Origin of the sequence: Bacillus sp. SIMBA_074 (genome assembly GCF_046534555.1) — a bacterium.
Lineage (GTDB): Bacteria > Bacillota > Bacilli > Bacillales > Bacillaceae_G > Bacillus_A > Bacillus_A mycoides.
This window is the reverse complement of sequence record NZ_JAWRYM010000017.1, coordinates 86,999-104,213: the sequence shown is the minus strand read 5'-3', so window position 1 is coordinate 104,213 and position 17,215 is coordinate 86,999. Positions and strand designations below refer to the sequence as shown.

Sequence of the window (17,215 nt, the reverse complement as noted above, 5' to 3'; positions counted from 1 at the left end):
AAGAGAGGTAGGGCTTTCATTGTTTTAGGTAATATACTATCTAAGTCATTATTTCTAGAAGAAAAAACAATCAATCTCACCGCTATCTTTAAGAATTTCTTACATCTACTGAGACAGTGAATAGTAATTGTTTATCTTCTTTACGTAAAATTGATAAGCGAACTGGTAACACCATATGGTTAACTACAAAAAATGGTTTCCAGACCAGGAAACCACTTTTAATTTTATTTACATAACAATAGTAAATTAAGCAGTAAGAAGGAGTGCACACATGAAAAAAATGTTAACCAAAGAATTAAGTAAAGAATTAAAGAAGCGGGAAGGGGTCATTTCTATTACAGTTGAGCCTTATGAAAAAATCGAAGTTGGTGGAATTCGTGTAGATGGACCAGCTGTTATTCTAATTAATCAAGAATAGCTAAAAATAGTTGAATGCACGAAGAAAAGGATCAGCCTTTAAGAGAAGGGAGGATCCTTTTTGTTTGCTGCAGCTAATATGGGATACACATAATTTTCATCTGATGTGTTGGGGTTAATAGGGAGGAGAGGGTCGGGATTATCATAGTGGAAAGCTTAACATTGGTAGGATTTCTTTTCATGTTATATACATTAGTTGCTAAAAAAACAAACTAATTATTTAAAACGATATATGGTTTCCTTTTTAAGGGCGAGATTTATTTGATAGTGAAATGGATAATGTAAAGGAGGAATTTAGATGGATGCAAGGAAAGAACGCATAAAATACGAAAAGATGTCAAAGAATTATGACCGTATTTATTCAGTTTCGTTTCTCCTATTAATTGTACTTGTTTGTAGTAGTGTGATTATCATAGGAGCTACAGGGGGAAAATATGGAGTGTTTTTATTGTTAGCAATTTTACTTACCGCACGTATTACGAAAGAATCTCAAAAAAAGTATGAGCAGTATTCTAATAAAGCACGTATTTAAAATGATACATATCTTGAAAGGAACAGCCTGGATGTACATTCAAAATATCCCTATATCATCACCTATTAACTAGTAAAAGTAACCTTATATAAATAATTTTTTAGCAATTTAGGAATAGAAAACGCACCTTATTAAAATGTTAGTTTCGTTTTTTATAATGAATTATCCTTCTAGTATAGTTATAAGATTTATATCATATATTAAGAGAAAAAATGTAAGTTAGAAAGGAGTCTTATAGAATGAGTTATTCGGAAGGAAATGACTTGAGTGAACAACATATGGTAAGTGCACCCAATCCCTACGTATATCAGACATTACAATCAGTAATTGGTAAACAGGTGGTTATTGAAACTGTAAGAGGTAATGTAAGAGGAAAGTTAAAAGATGTGAAACCAGATCATTTACTCATTGAAGATACGGTGCCATATATTGTACGCATTCAACAAATTGTATGGATTATGCCAAAACAATAATTAAATTACATCTAATTTAATTTATAACAGATTGGCGTCATAGACGACCCAATAAAAACACAGGGTTTTATCTCTGTGTTTCTTCAAGTTTTCGTTTTTGAATATATGCTTGAGCATGAATAATTTCTTTCTGAAGTTCTGTTAATTCTTCCGTAGATCCTGATTCAATCCTCATGTACGTAGTAACTAGACTAATCATCATATCCATCTTCTCTACTATATTTTGAATGACCTGTTCAGATTGTTCTTTTTTAGGGTGTTGTATTGCTATTAATACATTTTCCATATAATTGTTCTTTCTTTGCTGGATATCATAAATAAACTGTTTTGTGTTTGAGTTCAGTTGTTGTTCCTCCTTTTGGATATATTTTCATTCTATCATATTTGAATAGAAAATATTGGATTCCCCTAAATTCACACCTGTCTCGTATATCTCCACAAATATACAAACTAATTCCTTAACGTACAGGGAATAAATTGAAATACGTCAATTTAATGTCTAAATGTACAGTTTTCTTTTTTTGGTATGGTGCCCCCTAATAGCTTCAGTTGAATTTTGTATGCTTTTGTTACAAGAGATTAAGAAAGAATAGATGAGATATTGAAACGGAGGTACGGAAGGGCAAGATAATGTACTAGAACAATTAATAAACCGTCTTTCCGTAGTATGCCCTGAAAAAGAACGTGAAATATTAGCGGTGGATTTAAATGATATATATGAGAGTAGTGAAAGATTCGAAAAATTGCTTGAAAATATTATGAAATCTCAGCAAAATAAAGACGACTTAATAGATATATTAATTGAAGTAGAGATAGAACTAGATCACATCAATTGGCATTATAAAAGTCTGAAGAAAAAGCTGAAAGTATTAATGAAAGAATAAAAGAAGTAGGCTGCTCAAGCAGCCTACTTCTTTATGTTGTCAATTTTGGTCGGTAAATCGATATATTCGAAAAAACGCCGATATAATCTCATTTACCATCATGCATACTGTTCAAAAAGTTTGCACCCTCGTTTTTTATTTCTCTTTCCCAAAAAGATGAGAAAATGTATCTTTCAATTCACTATCGTTTATTTTAATATCCGCCTTTTTTAATTCATCTTGTAATAATTTTTGACCGAAGGAAGGGTCGGCAAGACGTTCTTCTTCTAAGTCTTTACGTATAGAGTCTTTGACTTTATCGTAAGGTTGTAAATCTTTTTTATCAGTTAGTTTAATAATGTGATAGCCGTTTGGTGATTTTACGGGATTGCTAATTTGGCCGGGCTTTAATTTGTAGGCAGCTTTTTCAAATTCAGGTGTCATTTTGCCTGCCCCGAAGTATCCGAGGTCTCCGCCATTATCTTTTGATGCTAAATCTTGAGATTCTTGTTTTGCTAATTCTTCAAATGAAGTGCCGGTATCTAATTTCTTCTTTATCTCTTTCGCTTCATTTTCGTTACTTACTAAAATGTGACTAGCTTTAATTTCTGGTTTATAGTGGTCTTTCACATCTTTTTCTGTAACGCTTTGTTTAATCGCTTCATTCAATGCAAGTTTGAATTTAATTTGATTTTTGAAATCTTCTTCATCTTTTAAACGATTATTTTCTAGTGTTGCTTTGAATTGTTCTCCATATTGATCTTTTGCTTTTTCTACTTCTTTATCTACCGCATCATCAGATACTTTATATTTTTTAGTAATAACATCTTGTGCTACCATTTCGTATAGCGTGTCTTTTCCGTATCGATCTTTCAATTGTTTTTCGAAATCGCTCTTCGTAATGGTTGAGTTTGTTGTTGTAGCGATTGTGGCCGAGTCATTTTTTTGTCCGCAAGCAGATAGCATTAATATACTTATTAGTGCAGTGATAATGAATGTACTTTTTCCTTTCATGCTAACACCTCATCCGAATATGTTATCGCTATTGTAGAATATAGAAGTGAACATGAAGTGAATTTTTAATGTTTTTTCCCTGTAAAATGTAAAAAAAGTACATCAACATTAAAGTTGATGTACGATGTAATCAAAGGTGATCGGTTTTCTTAGAATATGCACGTTTTCCTTGCTGAATATTTTTTTGCTCTTGTTCATTTTTTTGAGTGCGCTTTGCATTATTGTCGCGTGCTTTTTTGTCGTTATCGCTAGTATGTGGCATATGTATCAACTCCATTTCTAAACGTTGTATGTTTATCATTTCCTTTTTCGTAAAGACTATGTATAGCGGTGCATTCATGAATACTAAAGGTGGATTAGAAATGGATTTGAAGCTGAATTATACTGAACTTATTAAGAAGTTAGTTGTTGTAATTATTGCGGGTTTATTAAATGCGATTGGGATGAATTTATTTTTAACACCAGCGAAAGTGTATGCGAGTGGTTTTGCTGGATTGTCTCAATTATTGTCACAAATATTAGGTGACTTTTTATCTATTCATATATCTACGGGGGTATTGTTTAGTTTGTTTAATATTCCTGTCGTTATTTTAGCGTGGAAAAAGGTTGGGAAGGCCTTTACATTTTTTAGTTTTCTTTGTGTTGTATTTATGACTTTGTTTTTAGAAATTATCCCAGTTAGAGCGGTTTCGCACGATATTATATTGAATGCGATTTTTGGTGGTATTATTTCAGCGATTGGGGTAGGGGTTGCTTTAAAGTGGGGGGCTTCTACAGGTGGTCTAGATATTATTGCCATGATTTTATCAAAAATAAAAGATAAGCCTGTCGGCACGTATTTTTTCTTCTTTAATGCACTTATCATTATCGCTGCTGGCTACGTATATGGATGGGAAAAGGCATTATATACTTTAGTCACTTTGTATGTATCAACGAGAATTATTGATGCGATTCATACCCGTCATGTGAAGATTACGGCATTAATTGTTACAAAGAACGGGGCAGATGTGCGAAAAGCGATTCACTCTCGCTTAGTGAGGGGGATTACAACTATACCAGCAACAGGTGCTTATACAAATGAAAATAAAGAAATGTTAATGATTGTTATTACTCGTTACGAGTTGTACGAATTAGAGAGGGTTATTAAACAAGTGGACCCAGGTGCATTTACAAATATACTGCAAACGGTCGGTGTGTTTGGATTGTTTAGAAAAGATTAAAGAGGACCAAAGCTGGTCCTCCTTTTTTAATGCGAATTCGTAATGTTTTGCAATTGCTCCTGCATTTCACGTAGCTGAACTTTTTCAGCAGTTGAAGAGTTTGCATAAGCAGAGTGCAAAGAGTTTTTTGCTCTATAAACGAGTTCCTGTTGTTCAGCGCCACTTGAACAAGAAACGGCACTTGAAACAGCGTCTCTAGCTTGTTGGAATAGTAAGTTCCCCATTTAAACCCCTCCAAATGAAGAGTTACTTCTCGCTTTTTCTGCCTCAGCTAATGTACCTCTGTACGGGAATCTTGCATCATGCTTCATAACAGCATCGGCTCCTTGCTGGATAAAACGCTTTGATTTGTTCTTTTTACCCATTCGAAAACCCCCCTTTATTTAGCTGAAAACAATTGACGCGCTTTCTCTTGCGTCTAATAATAGTATGAGCGTTTGGCGAGAAACTATAAGCAGGGAATTTTTAGATTACAATCCAAGAACCTCTTCTAAATATAGAGCGATACCATCTTCTTCATTCGTTAATGTCGTATGATTTGCGAGTGATTTTAATTCAGGAATCGCATTACCCATTGCGATTCCATGACCAGCAAATTCGATCATTTCAAAGTCGTTATCCTCATCACCAAAAGCGATAATTCGCTCTTTAGGAATATTATAATGGCCTGAAATTTTTTGTAATCCGACAGCTTTATTTAATCCGCTTTTTACAATTTCAATAATTGGCCAAGGCGCACCCCATTTTCTATGGTCGATGACTTCAGCATGCATATCTGTTAAATGTTGGCGAATTGCAGCAGAATGCTCGTCATGTGCATCGATTAATAAGCAAGTTGGATGGTCGTTTAAAATATTTAATAAATCTCCTGTGAAAATCTTTGGAGAACCGAATTCAAAAATATGTTTTTTATCTTCATCAATTTCACGGACATACACATCATCGATGACTTCAGCATAGACATTTTTCACGCCGAAATCAAAGCAAGCTCGGACGATTTCTTGCGCTGTTGAAAGTTCAAGAGGAGAGTGATGTGTTCCCCAACTTGAATCAAGAGGGTGATGCACGTAAGCTCCATTAAAGTTTACGATTGGTGTGTTAAGGCTAAGTTCTTTATAATAATCGTAACTAGCGCGGAATGGACGTCCTGTTGAAATAACGACAATATGTCCTTGTTCTTTTGCTTTTGCAATTGTGTTTTTCGTTCTTGGAGAAATTATTTTGTTGTCTGTTAATAAAGTTCCGTCTAAGTCTAATGCGATTAAATGTTGTTTATTCATAATTTCACCTCTTATAATAATTTTTTTATTTCTATCTGTATTTCCGTTTTTAATATGCAGAAATAAGAGGTTAGACTGGGTGAAACTACTGTAAATGAAAGTTTCACTATATATCCATCTTACGTCGCGAAGCGCTGTGGTGTCTACTATTTCTCATTGGAAATTAGGAAAAGTCAACATCTTTTTAGAAAGTTCAAACAATGTTTCTTTCGTTATGTACAATTTGTGAAAAGGGTTACATTGTTTGAACAATGCGACTTATAATGAACATGTAATCTTCTCGTATATGTTTGACTCTCCTTTGAAACTGGCCTAAAGTAGGTTGGTTTCTTTTTTTTCAACAAATATGCCAATAATTCCTGCTTAAGCTTGTGTAATTATATATATGTACATGGGTAAACCGTAGTACTTGTTTCCTAAACATGACAGAAAAGCTTTCTTTTAAAATGGATATACTAATGAGGCAAGACGTCATGGAAGGAGAATGGAAATGGGACAAAATCGCAGGTTTCGTTCAGGGCAAAAAGCGCCAAATGATGGCATTTACGTAGAAATTGGTGAAACGGGAAGTATGGTGAAAAATCCGCAAATGGTACAATTAACTGCCGGTGAAAAGTTTCCAGAGAACGCAAATCATAACCGTCAGTGGACATATAAAAGAAAACCGTAACAGAAGCCGCAATCGTTATTGCGGCTTTTTTGATTAGGAAAATGAATGTTACTTTTTTCTTTTTCCAATAATAAGTTTGAACTACATAAGCAAAATTATTGTATAAAAAAGTCAGTTGGCGTATAATCAAATCAAAGGTCAAAGAAAGTCAAACATTTGGAGGGCTGTAAAGATGGACTTAAATCAAATGACAACGAAAACACAGGAAGCGATTATGAGTGCTCAATCTTTAGCGGTATCTCATCATCATCAAGAAGTAGATACTGTTCATCTATTGCTTACGTTATTAGAGCAGCAAGACGGATTAACGGTACGTATTTTTCAAAAAATGAATGTCGATATAGAAGCGTTAAAGCAAGGTGTAGAAAGTTTAATTAAGAAAAAGCCTTCTGTAACTGGAAGCGGGGCAGAGGCAGGGAAATTATATGTAACAGGTGCTTTGCAACAACTGCTTGTAAGAGCAGGAAAAGAAGCGGAGAAATTGCAAGATGACTACATTTCAATCGAACATGTATTACTTGCTTTTTCTGAAGAAAAAGGCGATATAAATCAATTATTCGCAAAATTTTATATTACGAAAGATAACTTATTACAGTCTTTAATGACAGTTCGGGGGAATCAAAGAGTGACTAGTCAAAATCCAGAAGCAACTTATGAAGCGTTAGAAAAATATGGCCGTGATTTAGTGGCTGAAGTAAGAGCGGGGAAAATTGATCCTGTAATTGGCAGAGATAGTGAAATTCGCCGCGTGATCCGCATTCTTTCACGCAAAACGAAAAATAACCCCGTTTTAATCGGAGAGCCAGGTGTTGGTAAAACAGCAATCGTTGAAGGATTAGCGCAGCGTATTGTGAAAAAAGATGTCCCAGAAGGATTAAAAGATAGAACAATTTTCGCTTTAGATATGAGTGCACTTGTGGCCGGAGCAAAATTCCGCGGTGAGTTTGAAGAACGTCTGCAAGCTGTATTAAATGAAATTAAAAAGAGTGAAGGTCGCATTTTATTATTCATTGATGAACTTCATACAATCGTCGGCGCTGGTAAAACAGAAGGAGCGATGGATGCGGGAAATATGTTAAAACCAATGCTAGCGCGTGGTGAACTGCATTGTATCGGGGCAACGACATTAGATGAATACCGTAAATATATTGAGAAAGATCCAGCGTTAGAAAGACGTTTCCAACAAGTGTTAGCAGAAGAGCCAACTGTTGAGGATACAATTTCCATTTTACGTGGTTTAAAAGAGCGTTTTGAAATTTATCACGGTGTAAATATTCATGACCGCGCGATTGTAGCGGCATCTGTTTTATCAGATCGATATATTTCGGATCGTTTCTTGCCCGATAAAGCAATTGATCTTGTTGATGAAGCTTGTGCAACAATTCGAACAGAAATTGATTCTATGCCAACAGAACTAGATGAAGTAACGCGCCGCATTATGCAGCTGGAAATTGAAGAAGCTGCTCTTGGGAAAGAAAAGGACTTAGGTAGTCAAGAGCGCCTAAAAACATTGCAACGTGAATTATCGGATTTAAAAGAAGTTGCAAGTAGTATGAGAGCGAAATGGGAGAAAGAAAAAGAAGACATTCATAAAGTGCGTGACTTACGTGAACATTTAGAGCGCTTGCGCCGTGAGTTAGAAGAAGCAGAAGGAAATTACGATTTAAATAAAGCAGCTGAGCTTCGCCACGGGAAAATTCCAGCTATCGAAAAAGAGTTAAAAGAAGCGGAAGAGATGGGTGCACATAATAAACAAGAGAATCGTTTATTACGCGAGGAAGTAAGTGAAGAAGAAATTGCAGACATTGTTTCAAGGTGGACTGGTATTCCTGTCGCAAAACTCGTTGAAGGTGAACGTGAGAAATTATTACGTCTTGAACAAATTTTATCAGAGCGTGTTATCGGTCAAGAGGAAGCGGTAAGCCTTGTATCAGACGCAGTACTTCGTGCTCGCGCTGGTATTAAAGATCCGAATCGTCCAATTGGTTCATTTATTTTCTTAGGCCCTACAGGTGTTGGTAAAACTGAGCTTGCAAAAACGTTAGCGCAAACATTATTTGACAGTGAAGAGCAAATGATTCGTATCGATATGTCTGAGTATATGGAGAAACACGCAGTGTCACGCTTAATTGGAGCGCCTCCTGGATATGTTGGATATGAAGAAGGTGGACAATTAACAGAAGCAGTAAGACGTAAACCATATTCTGTTATTTTGTTAGATGAAATCGAAAAAGCACATCCAGAAGTATTCAACATTTTATTACAAATGTTAGACGATGGCCGCATTACAGATTCACAAGGACGTACAGTAGACTTTAAAAATACGGTTATTATTATGACTTCAAATATTGGATCTGCTCACTTATTAGAAGGGCTAGAAGAAGATGGTTCTATTAAAGAAGAGTCAAGAGAACTTGTAATGGGACAATTAAGAGGACATTTCCGACCAGAATTCTTAAACCGTGTCGATGAAATTATTTTATTCAAACCTCTTACAAGGAATGAAATTAAAGGTATTGTTGATAAGATTGTACAAGAATTACAAGGGCGTTTAGCAGATCGCCACATATCATTAGAATTGACGGAATCTGCAAAAGAATTTGTTGTAGAAGCTGGATTCGATCCGCTGTACGGAGCTCGTCCGTTAAAACGATACGTACAGCGTCAAGTTGAGACGAAATTAGCGAGAGAATTAATTGCAGGAGCGATTACGGATAATAGTCACGTAGTTGTTGATGTAGAAAATAACGAATTAGTTGTTCATGTAAAGTAAAAAAAGAGTTCGGATAAAATCCGGACTCTTTTTAGTGTTGTTCTACTGGCTCGTTTGGAATTGCAGCTGAAATCGCTAATACTAATACCGCAAGAACAACTGAGAAAATAGACGCTTGGTTAAAATCGTATGTACCGCCAGTCATAGAGCCGATTACGTAGCTCATCATATGTACAAGCGCGAACGACCAAATTAATGCCCAAATGAAACGCATATTTTACACCTCTATTCGTTCAATCTGTCCTTATTGTAACACAATTGAAAAAAGAATATAGAAAAATATTTGTAGATTTTTCAACGCAAATTTGCATTCTGTTCATACATTATAAAAGAGTACTTTTATACGTTTAGAAAATAAGGCGGGGGAAAAATGAGTATTACGGAACGTTTTTTTTACTTAGAAAAAGAACCATGTGTAATTTATTTACCGGAAAAGCCAAATGGATTTTCTGTTATGCTCCTAGGAGATTATAACTATTTTATTGAGAATGGTACAAGTTTATGGACACAGCATGCAGGGAGAGCTTATTTTTTACAGGGCCTTATTGAAAAAGGCTATACGGTCTTTTCATCTAACTTATACGGAAGGCATTGGGGGAACGATCGAGCTGTTCGTCTTGCAAAACGTTTGTATGATGTCGTTCTAAGAAAAGAGACATTGAATGCGAAAATGCACATTATGGCAGATGGTATGGGAGCGCTTGTAGCACTGGAGATGATGAACAAATACCCTGAATGTATACGTTCTGTCGTTATGTTAAATCCGTGTTTAGATTTACCAGAATATGTGGATTTTGAGAAAGAGCATAAGTTTTTTTACAAAAGATTAGTGAAGGAATTAAGTTTGGCGTATGATTCCAAAGAAGAAGAATTAGAATCAAAAATAAATAAGAAATCATTTGCGCTTCTTCCGTCTTGTGTACCTGTTAAGATTTTCGTATCAACACAGGAAAAAAGAGGAAGAAAACAATTGTTACGTAAATACGAGAAAATGAGGCAATTCAATCAATGCGATACTTCTGTTTTATTCCATCTGCAAGATGTGAAATATAAAATGGTTAGACAAACGACTGATTTCTTTAAAAAATATGAAGAAGAATTGTGAAGCTCCCATATACATAAATGAGGAGCTATTTGTTTCAAGGGGAAAGGGTTGGTGGTATGAAACGCGTGCTGATTATAGGTGCACTTACGTTTGTAGGTTATCACCTTGTGAATAAAATGATTGCAGAAGAAGTAGAAGTATATGGTCTTGATTTTGATGAATTTGATAGTATGACAAAAATTAATGAAGAGAAATTATTGTTGATTGGGCGGAATGCGTTATTTACGTACTATTCTATAAGGGATGAAGACGGATGGCGATCGGTAGAGGAAGAGAGTTTCGATACAGTTTATTTTTGCTTGTATGAGCCGAATCAGCAAAGTGGATTTCGGAATGAAAGGGTCATATTACAATATTTAAAACGAATCGTAAGGATGTGTGAAAAAAATAAAGTAAAGTTAAATCTAATTTCTTCTATTGAAATAGGAAGCACTGAAGAATCCGAAAACAAACATCTATTTTCGAAAGTGGAAGAAGGGTTGAAAAAAGGCGAATTACAATATAGTGCATATCGAGTTCCTACATTATATGGGCCGTGGCAACCGTCGTTTATGATGTATCATCAGCTTATTTTATCAGAACTTGATGAAAAAGAGTGCCGTTGTATAAATGGAGAAAAAGGAAGCGATTTACTTTACGTTGAAGATGTATGTGAATATTTATGGGAAAATGGAATGAATGTAAAACACCTCGGTATATATAACTTACTTAGCGGAAAAGAAGCGTTATGGGAAAAAGGTATGACCTTGCTGCATGCAGATGATAAAGTAAATAAAAAAAATGTGGAAGTAAGAGATGAAGCTGTAGAGGTTATTTCTATTCAAAAAAATACACCAGTAGAATTCGGTTTAAATAAACAATTAGCACATATGAAAAAATATAAAGAGTTATACGAAGGGTAGCGCACGTGTTAAACTATTGTATGGATAATTGATTGAAAAGCTTTAATGGAGAGGAAGAGATTACATGAACGAAAAAAGTATGCAATTTTTACAAATCGCAATGAAACATTTACCAGAAGCTAAGGCAATTTTAGATTCTAATGGAATTGCGCTTGATATGGAGAAAGCACAGCCAGTGTTAGAGCTATTGATGAAAGTAATGGGCGAAGCATATGAGCTTGGGAAAGCAGATAAAGAATAAAACCAAACCCTTCTTTTTTGATGGAAGAGAGGCTCGAACCGTGGATAGAAGCGGTAAGGGCCTTTTTTATTTCGAGCGAGGTAAGACCAGAGAGATGATGAGGTTAAAGGGAAAGGTTATGAGGAGAACGTCTTAGTTTTGAAGGGAAAGCAGATAAAGAATAAAACCAAACCCTTCTTTTTTGATGGGAGAGAGGCTCGAGCTGTGGATAGAAGCGGTAAGGGCTTTTTTTGTTTCGAGCGGAGTAAGGTCAAAAGTATTGGGAAGTTTATCTTTTGAAAGGATAGGGATTTTTCTGTTTCTTTTAATGAAAAATAAAGTTAGTAATACGCTGTCTTATTTTTTTAGCTGAAATATATTCTAGACAAAAGTACATTTATGTTTTAAAATTAGTACCAAGTCATAATAATTGATATAAAACGGAGGGCTGCGATGTGAACGTGGGCATTTTAGGGATCGGAAGATATGTGCCAGAAAAAGTAGTCACAAATCACGATTTAGAGAAAATCGTAGATACATCTGATGAATGGATTCGTACGAGAACGGGAATTGCAGAAAGACGCATTGCCGATGATACAATAGATACTTCATATATGGCGGTAGAGGCTTCTAAAAAAGCACTTGAAGATGCCGGGATTAGCGGAGAGGATATCGATCTTATTTTAGTGGCAACAGTAACGCCAGATCGCGCATTCCCAGCAGTAGCTTGTGTAATCCAAGAAGCAATTGGCGCAAAACACGCAGCCGCAATGGATTTAAGTGCAGCGTGTGCTGGCTTTATGTACGGAATGATTACAGCGCAGCAATTTATTCAAACGGGAACTTATAAAAATGTATTAGTAGTTGGTAGTGACAAACTATCTAAAATTGTAGACTGGAACGATCGAAATACAGCAGTACTATTTGGAGACGGAGCAGGTGCTATCGTAATGGGAGCTGTTTCGGAAGGAAAAGGTGTACTTTCTTTTGAATTAGGAGCGGACGGAAGTGGCGGTAAGCATCTTTATCAAGACGAGTATGTTATGATGAACGGCAGAGAAGTCTTTAAATTTGCTGTTCGCCAACTTGGTGATTCCTGTCTTCGCGTGTTAGAAAAAGCGGGACTTACGAAAGAAGATGTGGACTTCTTAGTACCACATCAAGCGAATATTCGTATTATGGAATCTGCAAGAGAAAGATTAAATTTACCGAAAGAAAAAATGAGTATGACAATTGAAAAGTTCGGTAATACATCGGCTTCTTCAATTCCAATTGCAATGGTAGAGGAATTGCAAAATGGACGTATTCAAGATGGTGATTTAATTATACTAGTCGGTTTTGGCGGCGGGTTAACATGGGGAGCAGTAGCTCTTCGTTGGGGTAAATAAGGACTGAGAGAAAAAAAGGAGTGTATTTTGTATGGAAAAAAAGAGGGTCGTAATTACAGGGCTAGGAGCTGTTACACCGATCGGAACAGATGTTGAAACAGCTTGGGAAAACATTAAAAACGGTGTATCCGGAATCGGACGACTTACAAGAATAGATTCAGAACAAATTCCTGCAAAAGTAGCAGCAGAAATTAACGACTTTGAAGTCGAAAAATATATAGATAAAAAAGAAGCGCGCCGTATGGACCGCTTTACGCAATATGCAGTAGCAGCAGCGAAAATGGCAGTTGCAGATGCGAAGCTTGAAATTACAGAAGAAAATGCACCACGCATTGGTGTATGGGTTGGTTCTGGTATTGGTGGTATGGAAACATACGAAGAACAATTTAAGATTTTTACTGAAAAAGGTCCGCGCCGCGTGAGCCCATTCTTCGTACCAATGATGATTCCAGATATGGCAGCAGGTCAAGTGTCAATCGCTACAGGAGCGAAAGGAATTAATACTTGCTCTGTAACAGCTTGTGCATCTGGAGCAAACTCAATTGGTGATGCGTTTAAAGTAATCCAGCGCGGTGATGCTGATGCGATGATAACAGGCGGAGCAGAAGCGCCATTAACAAGTATGGCATTCGCTGGGTTTAGCTCAGCGAAAGCATTAACATTCAATGAAGATCCAGCAACAGCTTGCCGCCCATTCGATAAAAATCGTAGCGGTTTCGTAATGGGTGAAGGATCAGGAATTCTTATTCTTGAAGAATTAGAGCACGCATTAGCGCGTGGTGCTCACATTTATGCGGAAATTGCTGGTTATGGTGCAACTGGTGATGCGTTCCATATTACAATGCCTGCTCCTGGCGGTGAAGGCGGAGTTCGTGCGATGCGTCAAGCTTTAGCTGATGCAGGTCTAGAGCCAAAAGATATTGATTACATTAATGCACATGGTACAAGTACAGATGCAAATGAAAAGTATGAAACGATGGCAATTAAAGAAACTTTCGGTGAGCATGCATATAAAGTAGCGATTAGCTCAACGAAATCAATGACAGGTCATTTATTAGGAGCAGCTGGTGCTGTTGAAGCGATCTTCTCTATTAAATCAATTACAGACGGAGTAGTTCCTCCGACGATTAACTATGAAACACCAGATCCAGAATGTGATTTAGATTACGTACCAAATACAGCGAGGCATCAAGAAGTGCGAGCTGTATTAAGTAATTCATTAGGATTCGGTGGTCATAACGCAGTATTAGTATTTAAAGCATATAAATAATATGTACAATAAGGTGTCTTTTCGTAAAGTATTACGAAAAGACACCTTATTTATTTTTAATCACCTTTACGTTCCTTTCTTTTTTGCATATACATAAGAAAAGGAGGGATGAAGGTTGGGGGTTGTTGAAACGGCAGAATGGTTACATCTGTATTATGGACGTCCAGAGAAGCTTTGTGAGAAATTTACAAAGTATATTCCATTGCCAAAAGAGAGGCTGTATCGCTTTTTAATCTCTAAAGGTATGTATCGCCCAGTAATGCGGGGGGAGCAGGAAATTAAAGAGTTAGAGAAGAAAGAAATTTGGAAAGAACTTAGCATGGAGTATGAAAAATTGAAAGGTTGGCTAAAAGGTCCAGATGTCCCTATCTTTATTTTATTATCAGATTCATACAATCGAACTGTACAAGAGGAATATAACGGGAAGGCTGGCTTATCTATGCGTCACGTTATTTTCTTATTCGTATGTGGACGTAATTCAGTAGAGGAACTAAAAGCTTTATTAACGCATGAATACCATCATATATGTAGGTTACATCAAATTGAGACGAAAGAAACAGAGTATACATTACTTGATACGATGATTATGGAAGGGTTAGCTGAGCAAGCTGTGTATGAAAGGTATACAGAAAAAAGATGTGCACCGTGGACTACTTACATTTCAAAAGAAGATGCTATTTATTATTGGAGGAATTCAATACAAGAACGAATAGGCGTAAAGAGAGGTACGAGGGAGCATGATGTTTTATTAAATGGACTGCACTCGTATCCGAAAATGCTGGGCTATGCACTGGGATTTCATATTGTGAAAGATTGTGTAGCATTTGAAGGAGAAAATACACTTTCTTTATTATCTATAGATGCGAAAGAAATATTGAATAAAGCAAATACATTTCATGTTTCATGAAAAACAGGGGAGCTATCTCCTGTTTTTTTAATATTATAGAAGAAAAAATAATAATTAGAATATATTTCCTCAAGTGGAATAAAGTTAAGCAAAACTGAACATAATGATTGGTACAAACAGTAGTGAAGTGAGGGGTAGTGAATGTTATATCTACATGATGTATGGGTAAATTGGTTTGAAGGTGAAGAGAATGGGTATAACGTTTGTCATTTTTACGAATGGCGGAAAGATGATACGATTGAGCTATTAGATCAAGTGCCATTATTAAAAGTAGATGCCACATTATATCATTACATCGAGAACGAATTATTAGAGCTTCCGCAAAAATTATTGGAAGACGTATATCATAAGGCTTATATTCGTAAAAATCACGAACGTTTGCAACAAGAATATTGTTTTGTAGTTACAGATGGAAAAGGAATTATTGCGATTGATTCAATCGGCTATAATGTGCCAATTAGAAAAAGTAGGCTTATACCGCGTCAAGAACAGATGGTATATGAGATGGTAGAGAATGTGCAAGCAGAAAAGTATGAGTTCCAAGTGGAAGAGATTGAAAAAGAACATCATATTTTATCGCCGTCGCCTTTCATTATGAACGGCCTAACTCGTAAAGAAAGACAGTTAAAACAATTATTATTTATGGCATTAGATCAATTACATACAACGAAAAATCCAGCTGAAATTCGCTATTGGTTCACAGAGTGGGATCCATCAGCGTACGGAATGGTCCAACATATGGAGTTTGAAGATGTTTGGGCTAAACTTTATGATGAAGCGAAAACTGGATGGTCTGAGAAGCACGAGCAATTATGTGAGCGCCTTGTAAAAGGACAGCCGTTTTTTGAAAAGTTATGGGAAATGGAAAATGAGCAGAAGGTAAATTAAAAAAACCGCCAATTGGCGGTTTTTTTAATTTGTTGTAACTTAGCTCCAGCGGCAAGAATGTTCGGTGGCTTCGCGCCTTCCTGCGAGGCAAAACCCGCCTCTACGTCAGGAGCTCCATCCCCCTCACATTCTGAACGAGCCGCTTCCGCTTTATAAGAAATCCAGCTCCGGCTCCTAGCCCTTCGCGTCTAAGAACCTTCCCCACGAGAAGGTAAAAAGCACCTTCTGTGGGAAAGAACCTTAGCCGTCAGGGCTAAGCAGTCGCCTCCGCTTTATAAGTTACCTACGTTTTCTACTTAATCCCATTGCGTTTTCTACTTTACGTAGTTGTTTGAATGCAACGCGGTTCGCTTTTTCGGCACCTTTGTCTAGAATTTCGTCTAGTTCTGGTGAGTTGATTAGTTCGTTATATTTGTCTTGGATTGGACGAATTGCTTCTACGACTACTTGTGCTAGGTCGCCTTTGAAGTCTCCGTATCCTTTTCCTTCGTACATTGCTTCTATTTCTTCAACTGTCTTTCCAGAGAATGAAGAGTAGATTGTTAATAAGTTAGAGATTCCAGGTTTGTTTTCTTTATCAAATTTCACGATACCTTCAGAATCAGTTACAGCACTTTTAATTTTCTTTTCAATTGTTTTTGGTTCATCAAGCATACTGATCATTGCTTTTGGATTCGGATCAGATTTACTCATTTTTTTCGTAGGTTCTGTTAATGACATAACGCGAGCTCCTACTTTTGGAATACGAATTTCAGGAACAGTGAACACTTCACGGAAGCGTTTGTTGAAACGCTCTGCTAGGTCGCGTGTTAATTCCATATGTTGTTTTTGATCATCACCAACAGGTACGATTTCAGTGTTGTAAAGTAAAATATCAGCAGCCATTAATGGTGGATACGTTAGTAATCCAGCTGGAACTGAATCTCTACCAGAAGATTTATCTTTATATTGCGTCATACGCTCTAATTCTCCAACGTAAGCAACTGATTGCATAATCCATCCTAGTTGAGCGTGTGCTGGTACTTCTGATTGTACAAATAAAGTAGCTTTTTCAGGATCGATGCCGCATGCTACATAAAGTGCAGCAAGACTGCGAATGTTTTTACGAAGTTGTACGGGATCTTGAGGTACTGTAATCGCATGTTGGTTTACAATACAGAAATAACAGTCGTGTTCATTTTGAAGCTCTGTAAATTGCTTCATAGCTCCTAAATAGTTTCCAAGTGTAATCGTTCCGCTTGGCTGAATACCAGAAAAGATAACTGACATAAGTAATTCCTCCTAAAATTGAAT

The 17,215-nt window shown here is 36.4% G+C and carries 22 protein-coding genes; 14 read left to right on the top strand and 8 right to left on the bottom strand.

Translation table 11 applies throughout. The features are described 5' to 3' along the window. The first annotated feature begins 271 nt into the window (after positions 1 to 271). From SB773_RS18570 to SB773_RS18560, 3 genes are all read left to right on the top strand, one after another. Positions 272 to 418: a BC1881 family protein gene (locus tag SB773_RS18570; protein WP_002011296.1), complete on the top strand. Its 147-nt coding sequence runs from the start codon at positions 272 to 274 to the stop codon at positions 416 to 418. A 297-nt stretch (positions 419 to 715) separates the two neighbouring features. After that, positions 716 to 949 carry a hypothetical protein gene (locus SB773_RS18565; RefSeq protein WP_044437760.1) on the top strand — a complete coding sequence of 78 codons (234 nt, stop codon included), beginning with the start codon at positions 716 to 718 and terminating at the stop codon, positions 947 to 949. Positions 950 to 1,188: 239 nt separating this feature from the next. Continuing rightward, positions 1,189 to 1,422 (top strand): YuzF family protein, encoded by a 234-nt coding sequence (locus SB773_RS18560; protein ID WP_088031430.1) that lies wholly within the window; start codon positions 1,189 to 1,191, stop codon positions 1,420 to 1,422. 67 nt (positions 1,423 to 1,489) lie between these two features. Here SB773_RS18560 and SB773_RS18555 read toward each other — a convergent pair whose 3' ends face one another. Beyond that, complete coding sequence (locus SB773_RS18555) at positions 1,490 to 1,765, bottom strand: hypothetical protein (RefSeq protein WP_410591330.1); 276 nt, start codon at positions 1,763 to 1,765, stop codon at positions 1,490 to 1,492. A 304-nt stretch (positions 1,766 to 2,069) separates the two neighbouring features. On the opposite strand from SB773_RS18555, the gene SB773_RS18550 reads away from it, so the two are divergent. Continuing rightward, on the top strand, positions 2,070 to 2,306 hold the full coding sequence (locus SB773_RS18550) for a hypothetical protein (RefSeq protein WP_131246108.1): 237 nt from the start codon (positions 2,070 to 2,072) through the stop codon (positions 2,304 to 2,306). 135 nt (positions 2,307 to 2,441) lie between these two features. On the opposite strand, the gene prsA is transcribed toward SB773_RS18550, so the two are convergent. Next, positions 2,442 to 3,299, bottom strand: coding sequence for a peptidylprolyl isomerase PrsA (gene prsA, locus SB773_RS18545; RefSeq protein WP_113733650.1), 858 nt, complete (start codon positions 3,297 to 3,299; stop codon positions 2,442 to 2,444). Positions 3,300 to 3,429: 130 nt separating this feature from the next. Then, the gene (locus tag SB773_RS18540) at positions 3,430 to 3,561 is read right to left on the bottom strand and encodes a DUF3941 domain-containing protein (protein WP_001120851.1); all 132 of its coding nucleotides are present in this window, start codon (positions 3,559 to 3,561) and stop codon (positions 3,430 to 3,432) included. Between the two features lie 100 nt (positions 3,562 to 3,661). Here SB773_RS18540 and SB773_RS18535 point away from each other — a divergent pair, with 100 nt between their 5' ends. Then, positions 3,662 to 4,519 (top strand): YitT family protein, encoded by an 858-nt coding sequence (locus SB773_RS18535; RefSeq protein ID WP_002125914.1) that lies wholly within the window; start codon positions 3,662 to 3,664, stop codon positions 4,517 to 4,519. 26 nt (positions 4,520 to 4,545) lie between these two features. Here the strand turns inward: SB773_RS18535 and SB773_RS18530 are convergent, their stop codons facing one another. The 3 genes from SB773_RS18530 to SB773_RS18520 all read right to left on the bottom strand — a co-directional run bounded on the left by SB773_RS18530 (position 4,546) and on the right by SB773_RS18520 (position 5,799). Continuing rightward, complete coding sequence (locus tag SB773_RS18530) at positions 4,546 to 4,743, bottom strand: DUF3813 domain-containing protein (RefSeq protein ID WP_002011309.1); 198 nt, start codon at positions 4,741 to 4,743, stop codon at positions 4,546 to 4,548. Beyond that, complete coding sequence (locus SB773_RS18525) at positions 4,744 to 4,884, bottom strand: hypothetical protein (protein ID WP_000516816.1); 141 nt, start codon at positions 4,882 to 4,884, stop codon at positions 4,744 to 4,746. Between the two features lie 105 nt (positions 4,885 to 4,989). Next, the gene (locus SB773_RS18520; protein ID WP_002030271.1) at positions 4,990 to 5,799 is read right to left on the bottom strand and encodes a Cof-type HAD-IIB family hydrolase; all 810 of its coding nucleotides are present in this window, start codon (positions 5,797 to 5,799) and stop codon (positions 4,990 to 4,992) included. Positions 5,800 to 6,289: 490 nt separating this feature from the next. On the opposite strand from SB773_RS18520, the gene SB773_RS18515 reads away from it, so the two are divergent. Beyond that, positions 6,290 to 6,469 (top strand): YjzC family protein, encoded by a 180-nt coding sequence (locus SB773_RS18515; RefSeq protein WP_002086997.1) that lies wholly within the window; start codon positions 6,290 to 6,292, stop codon positions 6,467 to 6,469. Between the two features lie 172 nt (positions 6,470 to 6,641). Further along, positions 6,642 to 9,242, top strand: coding sequence for an ATP-dependent chaperone ClpB (gene clpB / locus SB773_RS18510; RefSeq protein WP_113769124.1), 2,601 nt, complete (start codon positions 6,642 to 6,644; stop codon positions 9,240 to 9,242). 31 nt (positions 9,243 to 9,273) lie between these two features. Here the strand turns inward: clpB and SB773_RS18505 are convergent, their stop codons facing one another. Then, entirely contained in the window at positions 9,274 to 9,456 is a 183-nt protein-coding gene (locus tag SB773_RS18505) for a YjzD family protein (protein ID WP_001211112.1), read from the bottom strand. A 156-nt stretch (positions 9,457 to 9,612) separates the two neighbouring features. Here SB773_RS18505 and SB773_RS18500 point away from each other — a divergent pair, with 156 nt between their 5' ends. From SB773_RS18500 to SB773_RS18470, 7 genes are all read left to right on the top strand, one after another. Further along, positions 9,613 to 10,347: a lipase family protein gene (locus SB773_RS18500; RefSeq protein WP_063217364.1), complete on the top strand. Its 735-nt coding sequence runs from the start codon at positions 9,613 to 9,615 to the stop codon at positions 10,345 to 10,347. A gap of 29 nt (positions 10,348 to 10,376) precedes the next feature. Beyond that, positions 10,377 to 11,249 carry an NAD-dependent epimerase/dehydratase family protein gene (locus SB773_RS18495; protein WP_002188748.1) on the top strand — a complete coding sequence of 291 codons (873 nt, stop codon included), beginning with the start codon at positions 10,377 to 10,379 and terminating at the stop codon, positions 11,247 to 11,249. A 64-nt stretch (positions 11,250 to 11,313) separates the two neighbouring features. Further along, complete coding sequence (locus tag SB773_RS18490) at positions 11,314 to 11,490, top strand: ComZ family protein (RefSeq protein WP_002011319.1); 177 nt, start codon at positions 11,314 to 11,316, stop codon at positions 11,488 to 11,490. Between the two features lie 434 nt (positions 11,491 to 11,924). Further along, complete coding sequence (gene fabH, locus SB773_RS18485; RefSeq protein ID WP_001100550.1) at positions 11,925 to 12,857, top strand: beta-ketoacyl-ACP synthase III; 933 nt, start codon at positions 11,925 to 11,927, stop codon at positions 12,855 to 12,857. 31 nt (positions 12,858 to 12,888) lie between these two features. Continuing rightward, a complete protein-coding gene (fabF, locus tag SB773_RS18480) occupies positions 12,889 to 14,127 on the top strand; it encodes a beta-ketoacyl-ACP synthase II (RefSeq protein ID WP_410591318.1) in 1,239 nt (412 codons plus the stop codon). 115 nt (positions 14,128 to 14,242) lie between these two features. Continuing rightward, on the top strand, positions 14,243 to 15,034 hold the full coding sequence (locus SB773_RS18475) for a DUF2268 domain-containing putative Zn-dependent protease (protein ID WP_002030365.1): 792 nt from the start codon (positions 14,243 to 14,245) through the stop codon (positions 15,032 to 15,034). A gap of 141 nt (positions 15,035 to 15,175) precedes the next feature. Further along, positions 15,176 to 15,922, top strand: coding sequence for a YjbA family protein (locus tag SB773_RS18470; RefSeq protein ID WP_002030367.1), 747 nt, complete (start codon positions 15,176 to 15,178; stop codon positions 15,920 to 15,922). 279 nt (positions 15,923 to 16,201) lie between these two features. Here the strand turns inward: SB773_RS18470 and trpS are convergent, their stop codons facing one another. Further along, a complete protein-coding gene (gene trpS, locus SB773_RS18465; protein WP_000110999.1) occupies positions 16,202 to 17,191 on the bottom strand; it encodes a tryptophan--tRNA ligase in 990 nt (329 codons plus the stop codon). Positions 17,192 to 17,215 lie beyond the last annotated feature (24 nt).

What these genes read in the sequence shown, in the direction of transcription:
- SB773_RS18560 (WP_088031430.1), top strand. Translation starts at nt 1,189, where the DNA reads ATGAGTTATTCGGAAGGAAATGACTTGAGTGAACAACATATGGTAAGT.
- SB773_RS18540 (WP_001120851.1), bottom strand. Translation starts at nt 3,561, where the DNA reads ATGCCACATACTAGCGATAACGACAAAAAAGCACGCGACAATAATGCA.
- SB773_RS18525 (WP_000516816.1), bottom strand. Translation starts at nt 4,884, where the DNA reads ATGGGTAAAAAGAACAAATCAAAGCGTTTTATCCAGCAAGGAGCCGAT.
- SB773_RS18520 (WP_002030271.1), bottom strand. Translation starts at nt 5,799, where the DNA reads ATGAATAAACAACATTTAATCGCATTAGACTTAGACGGAACTTTATTA.
- SB773_RS18565 (WP_044437760.1), top strand. Translation starts at nt 716, where the DNA reads ATGGATGCAAGGAAAGAACGCATAAAATACGAAAAGATGTCAAAGAAT.
- SB773_RS18535 (WP_002125914.1), top strand. Translation starts at nt 3,662, where the DNA reads ATGGATTTGAAGCTGAATTATACTGAACTTATTAAGAAGTTAGTTGTT.
- SB773_RS18500 (WP_063217364.1), top strand. Translation starts at nt 9,613, where the DNA reads ATGAGTATTACGGAACGTTTTTTTTACTTAGAAAAAGAACCATGTGTA.
- clpB (WP_113769124.1), top strand. Translation starts at nt 6,642, where the DNA reads ATGGACTTAAATCAAATGACAACGAAAACACAGGAAGCGATTATGAGT.
- SB773_RS18490 (WP_002011319.1), top strand. Translation starts at nt 11,314, where the DNA reads ATGAACGAAAAAAGTATGCAATTTTTACAAATCGCAATGAAACATTTA.
- fabF (WP_410591318.1), top strand. Translation starts at nt 12,889, where the DNA reads ATGGAAAAAAAGAGGGTCGTAATTACAGGGCTAGGAGCTGTTACACCG.
- trpS (WP_000110999.1), bottom strand. Translation starts at nt 17,191, where the DNA reads ATGTCAGTTATCTTTTCTGGTATTCAGCCAAGCGGAACGATTACACTT.
- SB773_RS18515 (WP_002086997.1), top strand. Translation starts at nt 6,290, where the DNA reads ATGGGACAAAATCGCAGGTTTCGTTCAGGGCAAAAAGCGCCAAATGAT.
- prsA (WP_113733650.1), bottom strand. Translation starts at nt 3,299, where the DNA reads ATGAAAGGAAAAAGTACATTCATTATCACTGCACTAATAAGTATATTA.
- SB773_RS18505 (WP_001211112.1), bottom strand. Translation starts at nt 9,456, where the DNA reads ATGCGTTTCATTTGGGCATTAATTTGGTCGTTCGCGCTTGTACATATG.
- SB773_RS18470 (WP_002030367.1), top strand. Translation starts at nt 15,176, where the DNA reads ATGTTATATCTACATGATGTATGGGTAAATTGGTTTGAAGGTGAAGAG.
- SB773_RS18570 (WP_002011296.1), top strand. Translation starts at nt 272, where the DNA reads ATGAAAAAAATGTTAACCAAAGAATTAAGTAAAGAATTAAAGAAGCGG.
- SB773_RS18530 (WP_002011309.1), bottom strand. Translation starts at nt 4,743, where the DNA reads ATGGGGAACTTACTATTCCAACAAGCTAGAGACGCTGTTTCAAGTGCC.